Source organism: Thermorudis peleae, from assembly GCF_000744775.1.
GTDB lineage: Bacteria > Chloroflexota > Chloroflexia > Thermomicrobiales > Thermomicrobiaceae > Thermorudis > Thermorudis peleae.
The window spans coordinates 273,825-289,855 of the sequence record NZ_JQMP01000003.1 but is presented as its reverse complement, the minus strand read 5'-3'; the positions used below and the strand labels follow the sequence as shown (position 1 = coordinate 289,855).

The window sequence follows — 16,031 nt, the reverse complement described above, 5'->3', positions numbered from 1 at the left end:
CCGCTCCACCCCTCCCCTTCCCGCGCACGAGCCGGGCGCCCTGCCCGGCTCGGCGTTGTCTGGCTGACACACCTTGTCAGCAACCTCACGACGTGCTACGCTGATCCCACCATGTGTACGTACACGGTGGGAGGGGCCGGGCCAATGCGAGCCAAGCAACTCTGGCAAACAGCATTAGGGGAGCTTGAGACGCGGGTCTCGCGCGCAAACTTTGAGACCTGGCTCCGTCATACGGAACTCGTCTCACTCGAGGGTGATGTCGCGACCGTTGGAGCGCCAAACAGTTTTGCAGCTGAGCAGTTGCGCAGTAAATTCGCCCCGCTGATCCAGGAAGCGCTCGAGTTGATCCTTGGCCGGCCAGTCGGCGTACAGTTCACGGTCTTGAACAGTGAAGCGCCAGTTCCGGCAGCTGCGAGCGTGGGACAGCGACGCAGCGGGCGGCGTAGCACGGTGGTTGAACCGGAACCGCCAGCTTCCCCGCGTCAGCTCGAGCTGGCGGTTACCCCTGAGCATGGGCTGAATCCCCGCTATACGTTTGAGAAGTTTGTTGTCGGGCCGAATAACCGGCTCGCGCACGCAGCGGCGCTGGCGGTTGCTGATCGACCTGCAGATAAGTTCAACCCACTCTTCATCTATGGCGGAGTAGGTCTGGGAAAGACGCACCTCCTGCATGCGATTGGTCATCGTGCGCTAGCCCGACATCCCGATCTCAAAGTGCGCTATGTTTCATCGGAGACGTTCACCAATGATCTGATTGAGGCGATTCGGTTGCAGCGGACCGAGGAGTTCCGCAACCGCTATCGCACGATCGACATCTTGATGATCGACGACATCCAGTTCATTGCCGGCAAAGAAAGCACGCAGGAGGAGTTCTTCCATACGTTCAATGCGCTCTACCAGGCTGGCAAGCAGATCGTGCTCTCCAGCGATCGCCCGCCCAAAGCGATCCATAACTTGACGGATCGCTTGCGTTCACGCTTTGAAGGCGGGCTGATTGCCGACGTTCAGCCTCCTGACTTAGAGACGCGGCAGGCGATCCTGGCCGAAAAAGGCCGTGAACTTGGCGTCACCATCCCTCCAGACGTGCTCGAGTACATTGCCCGCAAGGTGGAGTCGAATATCCGTGAGCTCGAAGGGGCACTGAACCGCGTGGTGGCGTTGTCCCAACTCTACCATCGGCCAGTAACGCTTGAGCTCGCGGTTGAGGCACTGACTGATGCGCATACCGAGGCCCAGCGGCGTCAGCTCACGCCAGAGGCGGTGCTCGACACGATCTGCCGTTACTATCGCATCTCGACTGCCGACCTCGTGGGACCAGGCCGGCGGCGTGACATCGTTGTGCCTCGGCAGGTCGCCATGTATCTCCTGCGCGAAGAACTGGGGTTGTCGCTGGTGGAAATTGGCCAGCGGCTTGGTGGCCGTGACCATACAACCGTGCTGCACGGGATCGAAAAAATTGAGCAGCAACTCCAGCACGATGCGCAGTTGCGTGGCGAGGTTCTGGCTGTACGAGAGCGGTTACTTGCTGGTTAGTGGCTTGGCGCAACCCCGCAGAGGAGACGCTGGCCGAGGCCGCGGGGCGGCGTCGGTGGCACGTTCTTGCCAAGGATCATGACCCGGAAGCGGCCAAGTCCAGCCGGATCAAGCAAGTGAAAGGCAGCGGCCCGGGCGGCAAGGTACTGGTGGGCGGTCATGCCGGGTTCGTGCTGCAGTGCTACAAGAATGTCGCCAAGGCCGGCTTGGGCAAGAAACTCGGCCTGCGTCGTCAAACCGAGTACCGTCAGCCCGTGCTGGTGAGCATAGTGGGCGAGCAGGCTGAAGTCAACATGGGCGGTGATGTCTTGCTCACCAACGGCGGTTAATGGATCGTCGCTGACGGTATGCGCGCGATACGTCTTGAGCGTGCCATGTGGGAAGCGCTGGGGGTCGTAGCGCTCGGGAACAGGATAGCCGTAGTCGAGGACAAGCACGTAGCCACGTTCGAGTGCCTTAGCTACCTCGGCGACCCAGTCAGCTAAGGCGAGGCAGATTTCGGTCGTTTGGCCTTCGGCAAGGGTGACGCCGAGCGCGTGAAGTGTTTCAGCGAGTGCTGGAGTGGACGGAGGCCCCTCGACGGCGACTAGGCGGCCTTCCTGCCAATCAACATACTGTTCCCACAGTTGGCCGTCGTGCCAGCTGACACGATGGAAAGGTAATGCATCAAGGACTTCGTTGGCTAACACAACGCCGGTGATCGGCTGTGCCGTTGCGTCCAGAAGACGTTGGCCGAGGCCATGAGCGGTCAATCGCTCTTCTAGGGCAGCACGGTGAGCTGCGCTGGGCTCAACTGGCTGGTACCACAGACGCTGGGACAACGGCGTGCCGATACGGTCGAGTCCCTCGATCAGTGAGTGGATGAGCGTGCCAGGGCCAGGACCATACTCGCGCAGGACGAACGGTTCGGGCCGGCCGAGCAGTTGCCAGCAGTCGTCGAGCTGGCGTGCGAGGGTCCAGCCGAAGATCGGGTGTGCTTCCGGCGCGGTCAAGTAGTCGCCTTCGCGGCCGACCCGTACCGCTTTCTGGTAGTAGCCGTGGGTTGGGTGGTAGAGTGCAAGAGCCATGAAGCGCGCGAAGGTGATTGGCCCGTGAGCGCGGATCTCGTCGTGAAGAAGCGCAATCAGTGCTGGGTCACCGTTCGCTGACATCGCGGCCGGCACTCCTTCCGAAGGAAAGTCTAGCGCGGGAGCAGAAGCGCGATGGGGCAGACAGGACGACCGATCACTGAGCGGCGACTGCGACGGATGACGGGTGTCTTAGCGCGGCGGCAGCCTGATTTGGCTGTTGTGTTGGAGAACGTGCATGATCCCCACAATGTCAGCGCGGTGTTGCGTTCCTGCGATGCGGTCGGGGTGCTGACCGTCCATCTCGTCTACACCATCGAGGCCCTGCCGGAGCTGAGCGAGCACGTCTCCGGCAGTGCGCTGAAATGGCTTGACATTGTCGTGCATCCCGATATTCCGCAGTGTTACGCCGCGCTGCGTGCGCAAGGAATGCAAATCTATGCGACGTATCTCGGTGATTTGAGTAAAAGCCTTGACATCTATACCCTCGATCTCACCCAGCCGGTCGCGCTGGTGTTTGGCAATGAGCAACGTGGGGTGTCCGATGAAGCGGTGCGATTGGCTGATGCACCGGTGTATATCCCGATGGTTGGCATGGTCCAGAGCCTGAATATTTCGGTTGCGTGCGCAGTCATTCTCTATGAAGCATTCCGGCAGCGCCGCCTGGCCGGCGCGTACAACCAGCCGAAGCTCCCCTTCGCTGAACGACAACGCCGCTTGCTGAAGTGGTTGGAGCGAGAGGGGCGCGCGCTGCCAGACGCGCTACCTCTCAGTGTAGACGAGCCTGAAGCGAGCAGCTAGCCAAGCCGAGATTCGAGGAACGCTTTCAGGGCGACGGCGTTGTTGTGCTCCGTATCACGAGCACTGAAGAGCAACGTGACGTCTCCCTGACGGGCAGCTTCCACCAGTAGCTTCCACGTTTCGGGTTTGGTCTCGAGTTCAGCCCAGTAGCGTTGTTGGAAGGTGTCCCAGCGGGCGGGATCATGGTGGAACCAGCGGCGGAGTTCATCGCTTGGAGCGACATCGCGCAGCCAGCCGTCAAGCGGCAGTGCATCCTTCCGCACTCCGCGCGGCCAGAGTCGCTCGACGAGAAACCGCTTGCCGTCACTTGGTTCGGCGGGATCGTACACACGCTTGAGCTTGATCATGCGCCCTCCTCGTCGCTTGGCTCCGCTGTCTCACCAACGCCAGCTCGCGAGACACGGCTAAGCCGCCGCTCGACCCAGCGTCCAGCGGTAATGGTGGCAAGGCCGACGACTGTGCCAGCCACCGCCAGGAAGTAGGCTCCGGCACCGGCAAGCATGCCGATCGCTGCAGCTACCCAGATACCAGCTGCAGTTGTCAGGCCATAGACCCGGTCGCGGGCACGCAAGATCATCCCCCCACCGAGGAAGCCGACGCCCGTGACAACGTTCGCCGCGATCCGCGAAAGGTCGGTTGGATTGTCTGGGCCACCGTACGGGGCGATCAGGAGCGAAGCAAGCATGAACAGGGCGGCTCCCTCGGCAACGAGCATATGCGTGCGGAGCCCAGCGGGCTTGGCGGTCAATTCGCGTTCAAGTCCGAGGGCGCCGCCGAGGAGTGTGGCGACCACGAGTCGGGTGAGGAGCTCGAGGTCAGACATGGGCGCTCCTGTCCATCACGCATCCTAAGGTCACGATACCACAGAGGAGGCAGCCCAGGCGGCGCTGCTGGGGGATGCGCCGTCGGGCTGCGGGAACATGGGAGGGAGAGGTTGAGCGTACTGCGTTACGGTTGGACGAAGACGACGGTGTAGTAGTGCATGCCGTCGGCTGACGTTCGTTCTGCGACGCCGAAGAGTGAGAAGCGTGGGTCGAGGATGATAGCGCGGTGAGGCGCGCTGGCGAGCAGCGAGCGAGCAGCTTCGGCGGCAGTTTGGTCAATTGGGAAATTATTGCGTTGAATCGTCTCGCCGCCGTAGCTCCACCGGATGCCCCACTGGCCGAAGAGGTCGAAGACGGTCGTGCCTTCTGGCGTCGTATGGCTGAAGTAGTTGCGCTGGGCCATGTCGTCGCTGCGGAGTTGCGCAATTTGGGTCAAGGCTGGGTCGAGCGTGAGCGGCGGCAGACCATTCTGCTGACGCGCCTCGTTGAGGGCAGCGGCTAATTGCTCAGCGAGCGAGAGGCTTGAGAAGTGGACAACATGGCTCTGCTGCTCCCACACAACGCGTCCAAGCAGGCCAAGCTCGATCTCATTGGGCGTTCCAGCAAACTCGGGATGGTATTCAAAGCGTGCTCGTTCGAAGTATTGGACAAGCACGCCGTTTTCGGTAAAGCCCTCAGAGATGGGATAGCCAAAGACGAGCACGTCTCCGTTCCTTGCCCAGAAGTCGGCGAAATGCGGGTCAAGGTTATGGCTTGTCTGTGGGAAGTACTGCAGGCCTGGCTGGGGAGCAACCGGACCGAACGTGCGCCCTTCAATCGCCGCCGCTTCCCGACCGACGAGACCAGGAAGCACGGAGAACCCAGCACGCTCCAATTCGGGATGGTACTCGAGTCGCTGACGCTCGAAGTACTGGACAAGCCGGCCGTTTTCATCGACCGGTGGACTGATGGGATAGCCAAAGATGCGAACGCCGCCATGAGCGGTGTAAAACTGCTGGAAAATTGGGGCGACGTCATAACCAGTTGGCGCGGATGCGCCCGCGGCCGCTGAGAAGCCGAGCCAGAGGAACAGGCTGGCCGTTAGGCCAAGCAGTGTGCCAATCCAGTTTCGCATCCGTCTCTGCCGCATGAACCCCCCTTGTTCCCACGGAGACGGTTGGTCCCCTGCACTGGGAGTTGTCGGCGGCCGAGAGGAACGCTTCATGGCCGATTCCGGCTAGTGGCATGCGGACATGAGGGGGAGACAGAGGCGGGGAGAATGGTCATAGGGACAAAAGCACTCAGTCGGCTGGCTGACGTGCTACGCTGAGCACTGGTGCTGGATCGATCAGGCACAGAGCCGGGTCAGGGAAAGGATAGGCAGATGACCGCAACAATGGTCTGGGAACAGGTGCAGGAAGAAGCTGTCCGGCACCTGCAAGCGTTGCTCCGGATCAACACGGTGAATCCACCAGGAAATGAAACCGCAGCAGCCCAATATCTGGCGCAGGTGCTGCAACGCGAAGGGATTGCCGCAGACGTCATTGAGAGTGCACCTGGGCGCGGCAATCTGGTGGCGCGGATTCGCGGGAACGGCAACGCGCGACCGTTGCTGCTGATGGCGCACAGCGACGTGGTGAGCGTTGAGCCGGCCTATTGGATGCATGACCCGTTCGGCGGAGAAGTGCTTGATGGGTGGATTTGGGGGCGGGGCGCCGTCGACACCAAGGGACTCGTTGCGTGTGAGTTAATGGTCATGCTGCTCGTCCAACGGCTCGGGCTGCAACTCGACCGCGACCTCATCTTTGCCGTCTTTGCCGACGAGGAGGCTGGAGGGCGCTATGGTGCGGCCTGGATGTGGCAGAACCGGCGAGAGCTGATTGACGCTGAGTATGCGATCAATGAAGGAGGCGGCACGCGGCTCTCGCTCGCTGGCCATCACTTCTACCTCTGCCAGACCGGCGAGAAAGGAGCGACGCGGCTGCGGCTGATTGCGCGTGGCCAGCCAGGACATGCCTCGGTGCCAATCCCTGACACAGCAATGGAACGAGCGGCCCAGTCGATTATGGCGCTCGTTACGCACCAGTTTCCGACGGTGCTCACGCCGACGGTGCAAACGATGCTTCGCGCGATTGGCGACGTTGTCGGCGGGAACGTCGCGGCAGTTGTCGAACAGGCAATCCAGCAACCCGATTGGACGATGTTGCAGCAACTGCCACTGCCTGAGCCCGAGCAGCGTATGCTCTATGCAATGACGCGCAATACAGCTGTGCCGACGATAGTGCACGGTGGGCATCGAATTAACGTCATTCCCTCCGAGGTCACTGTTGACGTTGACGGGCGGATTCTTCCGGGTGAAGACCCGCAGTCCTTCGTCGATGCGATCCAAGCGCTTGTGCGTCCAGGGGTTCACGTTGAAGCACTCTCGATGGCAAGTGGAATTGAAGCACCGCCGGATACGCCGTTCTTTGTGACGATTCGCGAGGTGATGGGCGAAATTGACCCAGGGTCGCACGTCGTGCCGTACCTTGTGCCAGGAGCGACCGATGCTCGCCACTTGCCAGGCGTGCGGGTGTATGGCTTTATGCCCATGCGTGATCATCCAGAAGAGTTTGACCTGGCCCATGCCCATAACGAGCGAATCTCGGTCGATACGATACGCTTTGCAACGAAAGCGCTCTTTGCGATTGTGACGCGCTTTTGCCATGCCTACCCTGAGGTGCATGTTGCATGATCCGTGGCTGCGTGCTCTTCGATATTGATGGAACGCTGCTGCGTGCTGGGGATCCCGTGCATGCACGCGTACTCTGCGATGCGCTTGAGCAGACGTTTGGCATTACGGTTGTGCTTGACGGGGTGCCACTGGCTGGGATGCTTGATCGGCAAATTGCCCGGTTCGCACTGGAACGAGCTGGAGTACCACCTGAGCACATTGAAGAGCGCCTTGCAGCAGCGCTGTCGCTTGCTGGGCAATGGTACTGTGAGCGACTGAAGACTGAGGAGCGGATGAGTTGGGTGCTACCAGGCGTGCGCTCCGTGTTGCCGCGTCTAGCTGACGCTGGCTATGCTCTTGGCGTGCTAACCGGCAACGTGCGGGCTGTGGCACGAGCGAAGCTTGCCGCTACTGCATTAGCAGATTGGCTGCCGATCGGCGCGTACGGTGATCAGGCTGAAGAACGGAGCGCGCTTGTGGCGCTCGCGTGTGCTGAGGCAGCCGCCTATTATGGCGGTCGCTTTGAACCGGCGAGGACTGTGCTCGTAGGTGATACGCCGCGCGACATTGCCGCGGCCCACGGAGCTGGTGCACGCGCGTTGGCGGTGGCCACTGGCCGCTACGATACAGTGGCGCTCGCGGCTGCTGGTGCTGATGCTGTGCTTCCGAACCTTGCCAACGTCGAGGACGTCCTTGGTGCAATACAACGACTGCTCGCTGATTACGCTGAAAGGGGGTGAGGCAGATGGCTGAGACGCATCCGTTCCGACTGCGACCGAACGAGGTCATTGAGCGAGCACGCCGGTATTTTGGCGACGAACTGGGGATGGAGCTCGTGGCCAACGAAGGCGAACGGCTGCGGTATGAGGACGCAGCTGGGTTTGTCGAGCTCATTATCCGTGCTGATGGGAATAACCAATCGCGCGTCACCTTTGCGACTGAGGGCCACGAGGAGGAAGTCCGAACCTTCCGTCGTCGGCTCGCTCAGCAGGCAGCGGCCGAAACCGCCTCGCCCGAGTAATGCTCCTCTGCCTTTAGCAAGCACACGCTCCAGGGCACTATAGACTGCCCTGGGGCGTGTTTTGCATAGGCTGTGCTTGCCAACAGCGATGGATCCGAAGCACCCTAAAGGTGACCAGCAGACGGCAGTGCACCGTCAGAGAGGTCGGAGGCGAAGGAGGGTGCGGTGATCCAGTTCGTGTTGTTTGGCATCACCGGCGACTTGTCGCGCCGGTTGATTCTTCCAGCCATGGTTCGCCTGTTTGCCCAGGGCAAGCTGCCAGAGTTAACCATCCTTGGATTTGGGACGCGGGACTGGTCGGATGAACAGCTGCGCCAGCACGTGGCCGAGTTACTCCGCACATTGCCAGGCGTTCCGCTTAAAGCGTGGGAGCGCTTTCAGGAGCGGATCCATTACCAGGCGGCGGAGTTGAGTGCGGAGGGGCTTCAGGGGCTGAAGCAGTTGTCAGGGGATGCGGTCTTCTACCTTGCGTTGCCCCCCGATCTCTTTGCTCAGGCAGCGCAAGCCTTAGGCACGTTGGGCGTAGCTGATGAGCGCTCGGGGTTCCGGCGTCTCGCCGTCGAGAAGCCCTTCGGGACGGATTTGGCTTCGGCGCAAGCCCTGAACCAGGCGCTGCACGCGTTCTGGCGCGAGGACCAGATCTTCCGGATGGATCACTTTTTGGGCAAAGCAGCGACGCAGAACTTGCTGCACGTGCGGCTGGCCAACCGCTTCCTTGAACCGATTTGGAATGGCTATCACGTTGATTTTGTCCAGATTACCTACGCGGAGACATTGGGTCTGGAAGGCCGGGCTCGGTACTATGACCGGTCAGGCGCCTTGCGCGACATGCTCCAGAACCACCTGCTGCAGCTCTTCGCCCTCGTCGCGATGGAGCCCCCTGCACGCCTCGATGCCCAGTCACTCCGCATACACAAGCTTGAGGCGCTGCGGGCAGTCCGGCCAATTCCACCCGGGAACGTCGATCAGTTTGCAGCGCGCGGCCAATACGTCGGGTACCGCAACGAACCGGGCATCCCGGCGGATTCGCGAACGGAGACGTTCGCGGCCATGAAGCTGTATGTCGATTCCTGGCGTTGGCAAGGGATTCCGTTCTATCTGCGCAGTGGCAAGCGTCTGGCTGCCGATGCGGCGGAGATCGCGCTCGTGTTCAGGCCGGCTCCTGCGGCGCCGCTCGGCACCTTGCCGCCTGGGCGGCTGGTCTTTCGCATGAAGCCCGGGGCATTGGAGTTGTGGCTGTCAACCCGCCACGGTGACGAAGCACAGCAGCTGCGCCTCCAGGCCGCGCTCGGCCAAGAGCCGGAATATGGTGCGTACGAAGAGCTGCTCCTCGCCTTACTCGACGGTGACCTGTCCTTCTTCCCAAGCGAAGGCGAAGTCGAAGAAGCCTGGCGCATCGTCGACCCGATCTTGCGAGCGTGGCAACAGGGAGAGCCGGAGCCATACGAACAAGGATCGGAAGGGCCGAAGAGCCAGCACGCGTTGCTTGATCCTGGTGACAGCTGGGATCCGATTGGTAAGTAGCCTGCTGGTTTTGTACAGGAGTGCGTAGGATGGAAGCATTTGGCAAACCAGGCATCGCGCCGACGTGGTCGTCAAGCGATAAAGATCTCATTGGGACGGCCCTCAGCACCAGTCGGCTCTGGTTCACGATAAGCCATGGAATCATCAACGAAGTCTTCTGGCCAGCAACGGGCGAACCGCAAATTCGCGATCTGGGCTTCCTGGTGGCTGGGGACGGTTTCTGGGCTGAAGTCAAACGCGTCAACCGCTACACCCTCACAACCCCCAATCCAGCGACGCCACTACCGGTGATTATCCATGAGCATGAACGGTATCGGCTGACGCTCCGCGTTGTTCCAGACCCAGACCGTGACGTGTTGCTCATTGCCTATCGCCTCGAAGGCGACGGCATGCGGCTCTATCCACTCTTGGCACCTCATCTGGGTGGTTCAGGCTGGGGCAACACGGCGTGGGTTGCCGGTGAGGCGCTGCTGGCGCAGAAAGGCCAGAGTGCCGTTGCCCTGGTCGGTCGATTTCTGCGGGGAAGCGCTGGGTACGTCGGATTTTCCGATGGCTGGCAGGACATGGCCCACAATGGGCGGATGACGTGGACGTTTGACCGCGCGGAGGATGGCAACGTCGCATTGATGGGCGAACTCGCTGAACCCGAGGGAGTACTCGCGCTTGCCTTTGCAACCACGCCGGATGGCGCGGTGACGTTAGCCCGTAGTAGCCTCGCTGACGGGATCGACCGTGCGCGTAGCCAAGTGCTCCAGGAATGGCGGCGGTTCACGAGAGGTATCCAGTTGCCGTCAGCCCAACCAGACGTGTTAGACATGGTCAAGCGCTCGCTCCTCGTGCTGAAGGCGCATGAGGATCGCACATACCCTGGGGCGATGGTCGCGAGCCTCTCCATCCCCTGGGGGAATTCACGTGACGATCCCGGCGGCTATCATCTGGTCTGGACGCGCGATGCTGTTGAAGCCGGTTTGGCCTTCCTCGCGCTCGGCCTACCCGCTGACGCGCGGCGACAGCTGGCATACCTCAGTGCAATCCAGGCCACCGATGGCCACTGGCCGCAGAACGTGTACCCTGATGGCCGGCCGTATTGGACAGGTATCCAGCTGGATGAAACAGCGTTCCCTGTCTTATTAGCGGCGAAACTCGCCGAATTGGGTCATCTCAGTGGACTGATCGAGACAGTGCAGGCGATGGTACGGCGAGCAGTTGGGTTTTTAGCGCGCGAGGGGCCATGCAGCCCCCAGGATCGTTGGGAAGAGAATGCTGGTATCAACCCGTTCACACTTGCCGCAACGATCGCCGCCCTGGCGGCCAGCGCGCTCCTCGGCCTGCTCGACGGCGACGAAGCTGCCTACGCCCTCGACCTCGCCGATGATTGGAATCAACGCATAGAAGAGTGGACCTATGTTGAAGACACGCCGCTCGACCGTGCTCATGGAATCCGAGGACACTATGTCCGGATTCGCCCGCCAGGAGCGCTTGGTCTCCGAGGACGAGTCGATGTGCACAATCGGCAGGGCGTGATCTTACCAGCGGCTGAGCTCATCGGCCTGGAGTTTCTCTCACTGGTCCGGTTTGGCTTACGGGCGCCGGACGACCCACGCATTCGGGATACGGTCCGGCTGGTTGACGCCATCTTACGGGTTGACACTCCGAGTGGACCCTTCTACCACCGCTACAACGACGATGGCTATGGTGAGCATGCCGATGGCCGCCCATTTGATGGCACGGGCATTGGTCGAGCATGGCCGCTCCTTTCAGGAGAGCGAGGGCACTATGCCCTGGTGGCTGGCGAAGATCCGCTGCCTTATCTGTTCGCGATGATCCGTGGAGCTGGCAAGGGCGGCTTGATTCCTGAGCAGGTGTGGGACAGTGACCCCATCCCGGATCAAGGACTGTTTCCCGGCAAGCCGACGGGAAGCGCGATGCCGTTGCTTTGGGCGCATGCCGAGTTTGTCAAGTTGGTCCTCGCGCTCTCGACTGGCAAGCCGATTGAGCAACTCGCTGCAGTGGCCGAACGCTATCGTGTTGCCCCAAAGCCGCGAGTTCGGCATTGGCGACGGGACGTGCCGCTGGACAGCATCGGTGACGGCGAACGGCTACTGATTGAAGATCGGCGGCCATTCCAGCTACACGTCGGCGTCGATGGGTGGCAGCATGTCACGGATCGAGCAAGTCAACCGCTGCCGTTTGGGCTGCACGGCGTTGAGGTCGAACTCGGAGAGCACGCGAGCCTCGAGTTCACGTTCTTCTTCCCGGACGAAAACCGGTGGGAAGGGCGCGACTACCAGGTCCGTCGCGCGACCGCGATGACATAAGGGGCAACGCGGCAGTGAACGCGCGCAGTGGCGCCACCACAGGATGGTCACTCCTCGGTCTCCCAGGGCCGCTCTTTCTCGCCGAGTTGCTGGGCACTGCGCTCCTTGTGGCCATTGGCTGTTCGTGGGTCATCCTTGATTTCGGCGCTGACAGTCCAGTCGTGCACTGGCTGCCGGCACCCTGGGAGCGCCGTGCCCTGACGGGGATGCTCTTTGGCACCACCGGAGCAGCGATTGCGTTTTCCTGGATCGGCAAGACGAGCGGTGCGCACATTAATCCCGTTGTGAGCATCGCGTTCTGGTGGACAGGAACGATACGCGGGCGATACGTGCCGGGGTATGTCGTGGCGCAGTTACTCGGGGCAGCGATTGGTGGACTGGTTCTTCGCCTCTGGGGAACGATGGGGGCGAGTATCGCGTACGGGGCAACGACTCCCGGTCCTCAGGGAGTGGGAGCAGCCTGTCTCGGTGAAGCAGCCACGACCTTCTGCCTCGTCGGTGGGATTTTGCTGTTCCTCCATCATCGGAGACTTCGTCCAGTGACGCCGCTAATGCTGCCGCCGCTCTATGCCGTCATGGTCGCGTTGGAAGCACCGATTTCTGGAACGAGCACGAATCCAGCGCGGACGCTTGGCTCAGCCGTTGCTGCTGATGTGTGGACAGCGTACTGGGTCTACTGGGTTGGGCCGCTGCTCGGGGCGGCCATTGCCGTTGTGCTTGTGCGGCGTACGGGGATTGAAACCGAAGTTGCCAAGCTGGCCCATTTCCATCATGACCCGCACGGCATCCTGCGCCGGCCGGGAGTGGTTGAGCAGAGCTAAGGAGAAAAGAAACACAAGGCCGGAGCGTGCCTTGACGCTCCGGCCCAAAGACACTGCCGTGACTGCGCTAGTAGATCTCGAGGTAGCGATCGAGCTCCCACTGCGTGACATACTGCCGATAGGCATCCCAGTCACGCTTCTGGGCTTCGAGGAGTCGCTCAAAAGCGTGCTCGCCGAGCGCCTCGCGAATGACGTCGTCGCGGGCCAGCTCTTCCATCGCCTCGCCAAGTGTGGCTGGGAGGACGCCGACGTTGCGGCGGCGCAAGTCTTCTTCAGTGAAGTGATAGACATTTTCCTCAACTGGCTCAGGCAATGGCAGCTCGCGCTCGATGCCGTCGAGCCCGGCAGCAAGCATGACAGCGTATGCCAGGTAGGGGTTGGCCGAGGGATCCGGACAACGCAGCTCGATGCGGGTCGCTTGGACGCGGCCGGCGCGGACAGCTGGCACCCGGATCAGAGCGGAGCGATTTTGTCGTGCCCAGCTAATGTACACTGGCGCCTCATACCCCGGGACAAGCCGCTTGTAGGAATTGACGAGCGGGGCGAGCACCGCGCACATGCTGCGTGCATGGTAGAGCTGACCAGCGATGAAGCGCTTGGCGACTTCCGAGAGCCCGTAGGGATCGTTCTGGTCGACGAAGACATTCTCACCCGTTTCTAGTGAAGACAGGCTCTGGTGCGTGTGCATGCCCGAGCCGTTGATCCCTTGGATTGGCTTGGGCATGAAGGTGGCATGGAGGCCATGCTGCTGCGCGATGGCCTTGAGGGTGTACTTGAACGTGATGGCATTGTCCGCGGTGGTGAGCGCGTCGGCATATTCAAAGTCGATTTCGTGCTGGCCGACAGCGACTTCGTGGTGCCCAGCCTCGACCTTGATGCCAAACGCCTGCAGGGCGCGGATCATGTCCTTGCGCACTTCATCGGCCAGGTCAGTCGTCAGGTCGAAGTAGCTGCCCTGATCGTGTGGCAATGGGGAAATCTTGCCATCTTCCTTGCGAAACAGGAAGAACTCGAGCTCCGGGCCAGTGTTGTAGACATAACCGAGCTTGGCAGCACGCTCGAGCTGGCGCAGCAGGACGACACGCGGATCGCCCGGGAAGAGTTCGCCGTTCGGGTTGTAGACCCAGCAGATGACACGGGCGGTCGTCGTCTCGCCGGTGCTCCAGGGAATGACGGCAAAAGTCGAGAGGTCGGGCATGAGGTACATATCGCTTTCGGCGATTCGCGCAAAGCCCTCGATCGACGAGCCGTCAAACCACTGCCCCTCCTCGATGATATGAGGAAAGACATCAATCGGCACGGTGACATTCTTGACGATGCCAAGAATATCGGTGAATTGCAGGCTAACGAACTCAACCCGCGCTTCTTCAGCACGCTTGAGCACTTCGTCAGCAGTTGGCGTTGGAAGCTGCCGACCAATCACACGCGTATCAACCGCCAACCTTGTCCTCCTTTTCCAAAGCGATTCAATCCACGGGTATGAGCCATTCCTGTCCTGCGCATGATGCTTGTCATGCACCATGAGTGTACTCCTTATGTCCTCAGTTTGTGCATCGCTCCTTTCCTCTCCCGCTTCCACCATAGATACCGACGTGCTGGTAAGGGCCTAGATATCAGCGTAGAGATAGAACTCGTACGGATGGGGACGGATACTGACCTCCTGGAGCTCCTTTTCCCGCTTATAGCTGAGCCAGGTCGTGATCAGATCAGTGGTAAAGACGTCGCCTTCGAGGAGCCACTCATGGTCGCGCTCGAGGGCGTCAAGCACGGCTTCAAGCGAGCCTGGAACACTCTTAACACGGCCGCAGAAGTCCGGCGGCAGGTCATAGGTGTTGATGTCGAGTGGCCCGAAGGGTGAAGGATCGAGTTCACGCCGAATCCCGTCAATCCCGGCCATGAGCATGGCAGCAAAGGCAAGATAGGGGTTGCAGCTTGGGTCGGGTGGTCGGAACTCGATGCGCTTGCTGGCCGCATTTTCCGGGCCGGTGGTGTACATCGGAATGCGGATGCACGCGCTGCGATTGCGCTTGGAGAAGGCAATGTTAACCGGTGCTTCGTAGTGTGGCACGAGGCGCTTGTACGAGTTCGTCGTGGGGCTGGTCAGGCCGAGCAGCGCATCAGCGTGCGTCAGCAGACCAGCGATGTAGTGGAGCGCGTCCTCGCTGAGTTCAGCGTAGCCATCTCCATAGAACAGGTTCTTGCCGCCGCGCCAGAGGCTCTGGTGGGTGTGCATGCCGTTGCCGTTGTCGCCGAAGAGCGGCTTTGGCATGAACGTGGCAACGCAGCCGTGCTTGCGTGCAATGTTCTTGATGACGTACTTGTAGATCATCACCTTATCAGCCATGGCGGTCAGCGTGTCACGCTCGAGGTCAATCTCACCTTGGCCGGCTGTTGCGACCTCGTGATGGTGCATTTCAACCGGGATGCCGATCTGCTCGAGCACGAGGACCGCTTCGCTGCGAATATCTTGGAAGGTATCAGAGGGCGGCGCGGGGAAGTATCCCTCTTTGGGGCGAATCTTGTATGCCAGGTTTGGTTCACTGCCGTTCTTGCCGGTGTTCCAATACCCTTCGCGCGAGTCAATGGCGTAGCCCATCGAGTGCGGAAGGACACTGTATGCAAGGTGGTCGAAAATAAAGAACTCCGCCTCTGGGCCCCAGTAGCTCGTATCGGCGATCCCTGAGGACTTCAAGAAATGCTCTGCTTTTTGCGCGACATAGCGCGGGTCGCGTGAATAGGGTGTGCGTGTTTCCGGGTCATAGACATTACAAATGATCGCCAAGGTGGGCACACTGAGGAATGGATCGATAAAGGCCGTTGTGGGATCGGGCATGAGGAGCATGTCGCTTTCTTGAATCGCTTGGAATCCCCGAATGCTGCTGCCGTCAAAGCCGATGCCTCGTTCGAACGACTTCGCCGTCAGCTGCGAAGCAGGGATCGAGGCATGCTGCCACATGCCGGGCAAGTCAGTGAAGCGGAGATCGACGATTTGGATGTTGTGCTCGGTGATGAGCTGAAGGACGTCATCCGGTGTCTTGCAATGGCCGTACATGCTGCACCTCCCGTTGTCCACGTGTGGAAGCGGCCCGCGCCGCGTCACCAGCAGATGACAATACGCAGACGCCACGTGGGAGCATATGGGAATGTGCCTCAAGGGCAGCGTCGGAGATTGTGCACTATGCACAACTTGGCGGTGAGGTAGGAAAAGAGAGGAGAAGCAGCCGAGAAAAAACGCGATCCTGACGGGCGCTTACTGTCCGGCACGCCCCTCGTCGGCGTAAGCGGCCCGCGGAGCCGGCAAACGCCGGACGCCGCGACCTTTACACAAGGCCCATGCGGGCCAAGGGCCGGTCAGCCTGCGCTGACCGTTGTGCCGGAAACCGGCAACCCATCAGGATCGCAGTACTTAGTTTACTTCACCCTTGTCTGG

The 16,031-nt window shown here is 60.9% G+C and carries 14 protein-coding genes; 8 read left to right on the top strand and 6 right to left on the bottom strand.

The window, feature by feature from the left end; all coding sequences use genetic code 11:
* Window positions 1–144 precede the first annotated feature (144 nt).
* A complete protein-coding gene (gene dnaA, locus N675_RS04300) occupies window positions 145–1,533 on the top strand; it encodes a chromosomal replication initiator protein DnaA (protein ID WP_038038228.1) in 1,389 nt (462 codons plus the stop codon).
* Here the strand turns inward: dnaA and N675_RS04295 are convergent.
* Complete coding sequence (locus N675_RS04295; RefSeq protein WP_038038227.1) at window positions 1,530–2,684, bottom strand: class I SAM-dependent methyltransferase; 1,155 nt, start codon at window positions 2,682–2,684, stop codon at window positions 1,530–1,532. The two genes, dnaA and N675_RS04295, sit on opposite strands and share 4 nt — an antisense overlap.
* A gap of 51 nt (window positions 2,685–2,735) precedes the next feature.
* On the opposite strand from N675_RS04295, the gene N675_RS04290 reads away from it, so the two are divergent.
* The gene (locus tag N675_RS04290) at window positions 2,736–3,401 is read left to right on the top strand and encodes a TrmH family RNA methyltransferase (RefSeq protein WP_038038226.1); all 666 of its coding nucleotides are present in this window, start codon (window positions 2,736–2,738) and stop codon (window positions 3,399–3,401) included.
* Here the strand turns inward: N675_RS04290 and N675_RS04285 are convergent.
* The 3 genes from N675_RS04285 to N675_RS13535 form a co-directional block, all read right to left on the bottom strand.
* Entirely contained in the window at window positions 3,398–3,748 is a 351-nt protein-coding gene (locus N675_RS04285; protein WP_038038225.1) for a DUF488 domain-containing protein, read from the bottom strand. The two genes, N675_RS04290 and N675_RS04285, sit on opposite strands and share 4 nt — an antisense overlap.
* Entirely contained in the window at window positions 3,745–4,224 is a 480-nt protein-coding gene (locus N675_RS04280) for an MgtC/SapB family protein (RefSeq protein WP_038038224.1), read from the bottom strand. Before N675_RS04280 ends, N675_RS04285 begins: the two co-directional genes overlap by 4 nt.
* Before the next feature lie 125 nt (window positions 4,225–4,349).
* Window positions 4,350–5,354 (bottom strand): CAP domain-containing protein, encoded by a 1,005-nt coding sequence (locus N675_RS13535; RefSeq protein ID WP_197066269.1) that lies wholly within the window; start codon window positions 5,352–5,354, stop codon window positions 4,350–4,352.
* Between the two features lie 234 nt (window positions 5,355–5,588).
* Here N675_RS13535 and N675_RS04270 point away from each other — a divergent pair, with 234 nt between their 5' ends.
* From N675_RS04270 to N675_RS04245, 6 genes are all read left to right on the top strand, one after another.
* On the top strand, window positions 5,589–6,938 hold the full coding sequence (locus N675_RS04270) for a M20/M25/M40 family metallo-hydrolase (protein WP_038038223.1): 1,350 nt from the start codon (window positions 5,589–5,591) through the stop codon (window positions 6,936–6,938).
* Complete coding sequence (locus N675_RS04265) at window positions 6,935–7,657, top strand: HAD family hydrolase (protein WP_051914133.1); 723 nt, start codon at window positions 6,935–6,937, stop codon at window positions 7,655–7,657. Before N675_RS04270 ends, N675_RS04265 begins: the two co-directional genes overlap by 4 nt.
* 5 nt (window positions 7,658–7,662) lie before the next feature.
* Window positions 7,663–7,938 (top strand): hypothetical protein, encoded by a 276-nt coding sequence (locus tag N675_RS04260; protein ID WP_038038222.1) that lies wholly within the window; start codon window positions 7,663–7,665, stop codon window positions 7,936–7,938.
* 165 nt (window positions 7,939–8,103) lie between these two features.
* On the top strand, window positions 8,104–9,462 hold the full coding sequence (gene zwf / locus N675_RS04255; RefSeq protein WP_038038221.1) for a glucose-6-phosphate dehydrogenase: 1,359 nt from the start codon (window positions 8,104–8,106) through the stop codon (window positions 9,460–9,462).
* Between the two features lie 29 nt (window positions 9,463–9,491).
* Window positions 9,492–11,780 carry a glycoside hydrolase family 15 protein gene (locus tag N675_RS04250; protein ID WP_038038220.1) on the top strand — a complete coding sequence of 763 codons (2,289 nt, stop codon included), beginning with the start codon at window positions 9,492–9,494 and terminating at the stop codon, window positions 11,778–11,780.
* Window positions 11,781–11,794: 14 nt separating this feature from the next.
* Window positions 11,795–12,601 (top strand): MIP/aquaporin family protein, encoded by an 807-nt coding sequence (locus N675_RS04245; protein ID WP_051914131.1) that lies wholly within the window; start codon window positions 11,795–11,797, stop codon window positions 12,599–12,601.
* A gap of 67 nt (window positions 12,602–12,668) precedes the next feature.
* Here N675_RS04245 and N675_RS04240 read toward each other — a convergent pair whose 3' ends face one another.
* Window positions 12,669–14,042 (bottom strand): glutamine synthetase family protein, encoded by a 1,374-nt coding sequence (locus N675_RS04240; protein ID WP_231577930.1) that lies wholly within the window; start codon window positions 14,040–14,042, stop codon window positions 12,669–12,671.
* A gap of 165 nt (window positions 14,043–14,207) precedes the next feature.
* On the bottom strand, window positions 14,208–15,653 hold the full coding sequence (gene glnA, locus N675_RS04235) for a type I glutamate--ammonia ligase (protein ID WP_038038219.1): 1,446 nt from the start codon (window positions 15,651–15,653) through the stop codon (window positions 14,208–14,210).
* Between the last annotated feature and the right edge of the window lie 378 nt (window positions 15,654–16,031).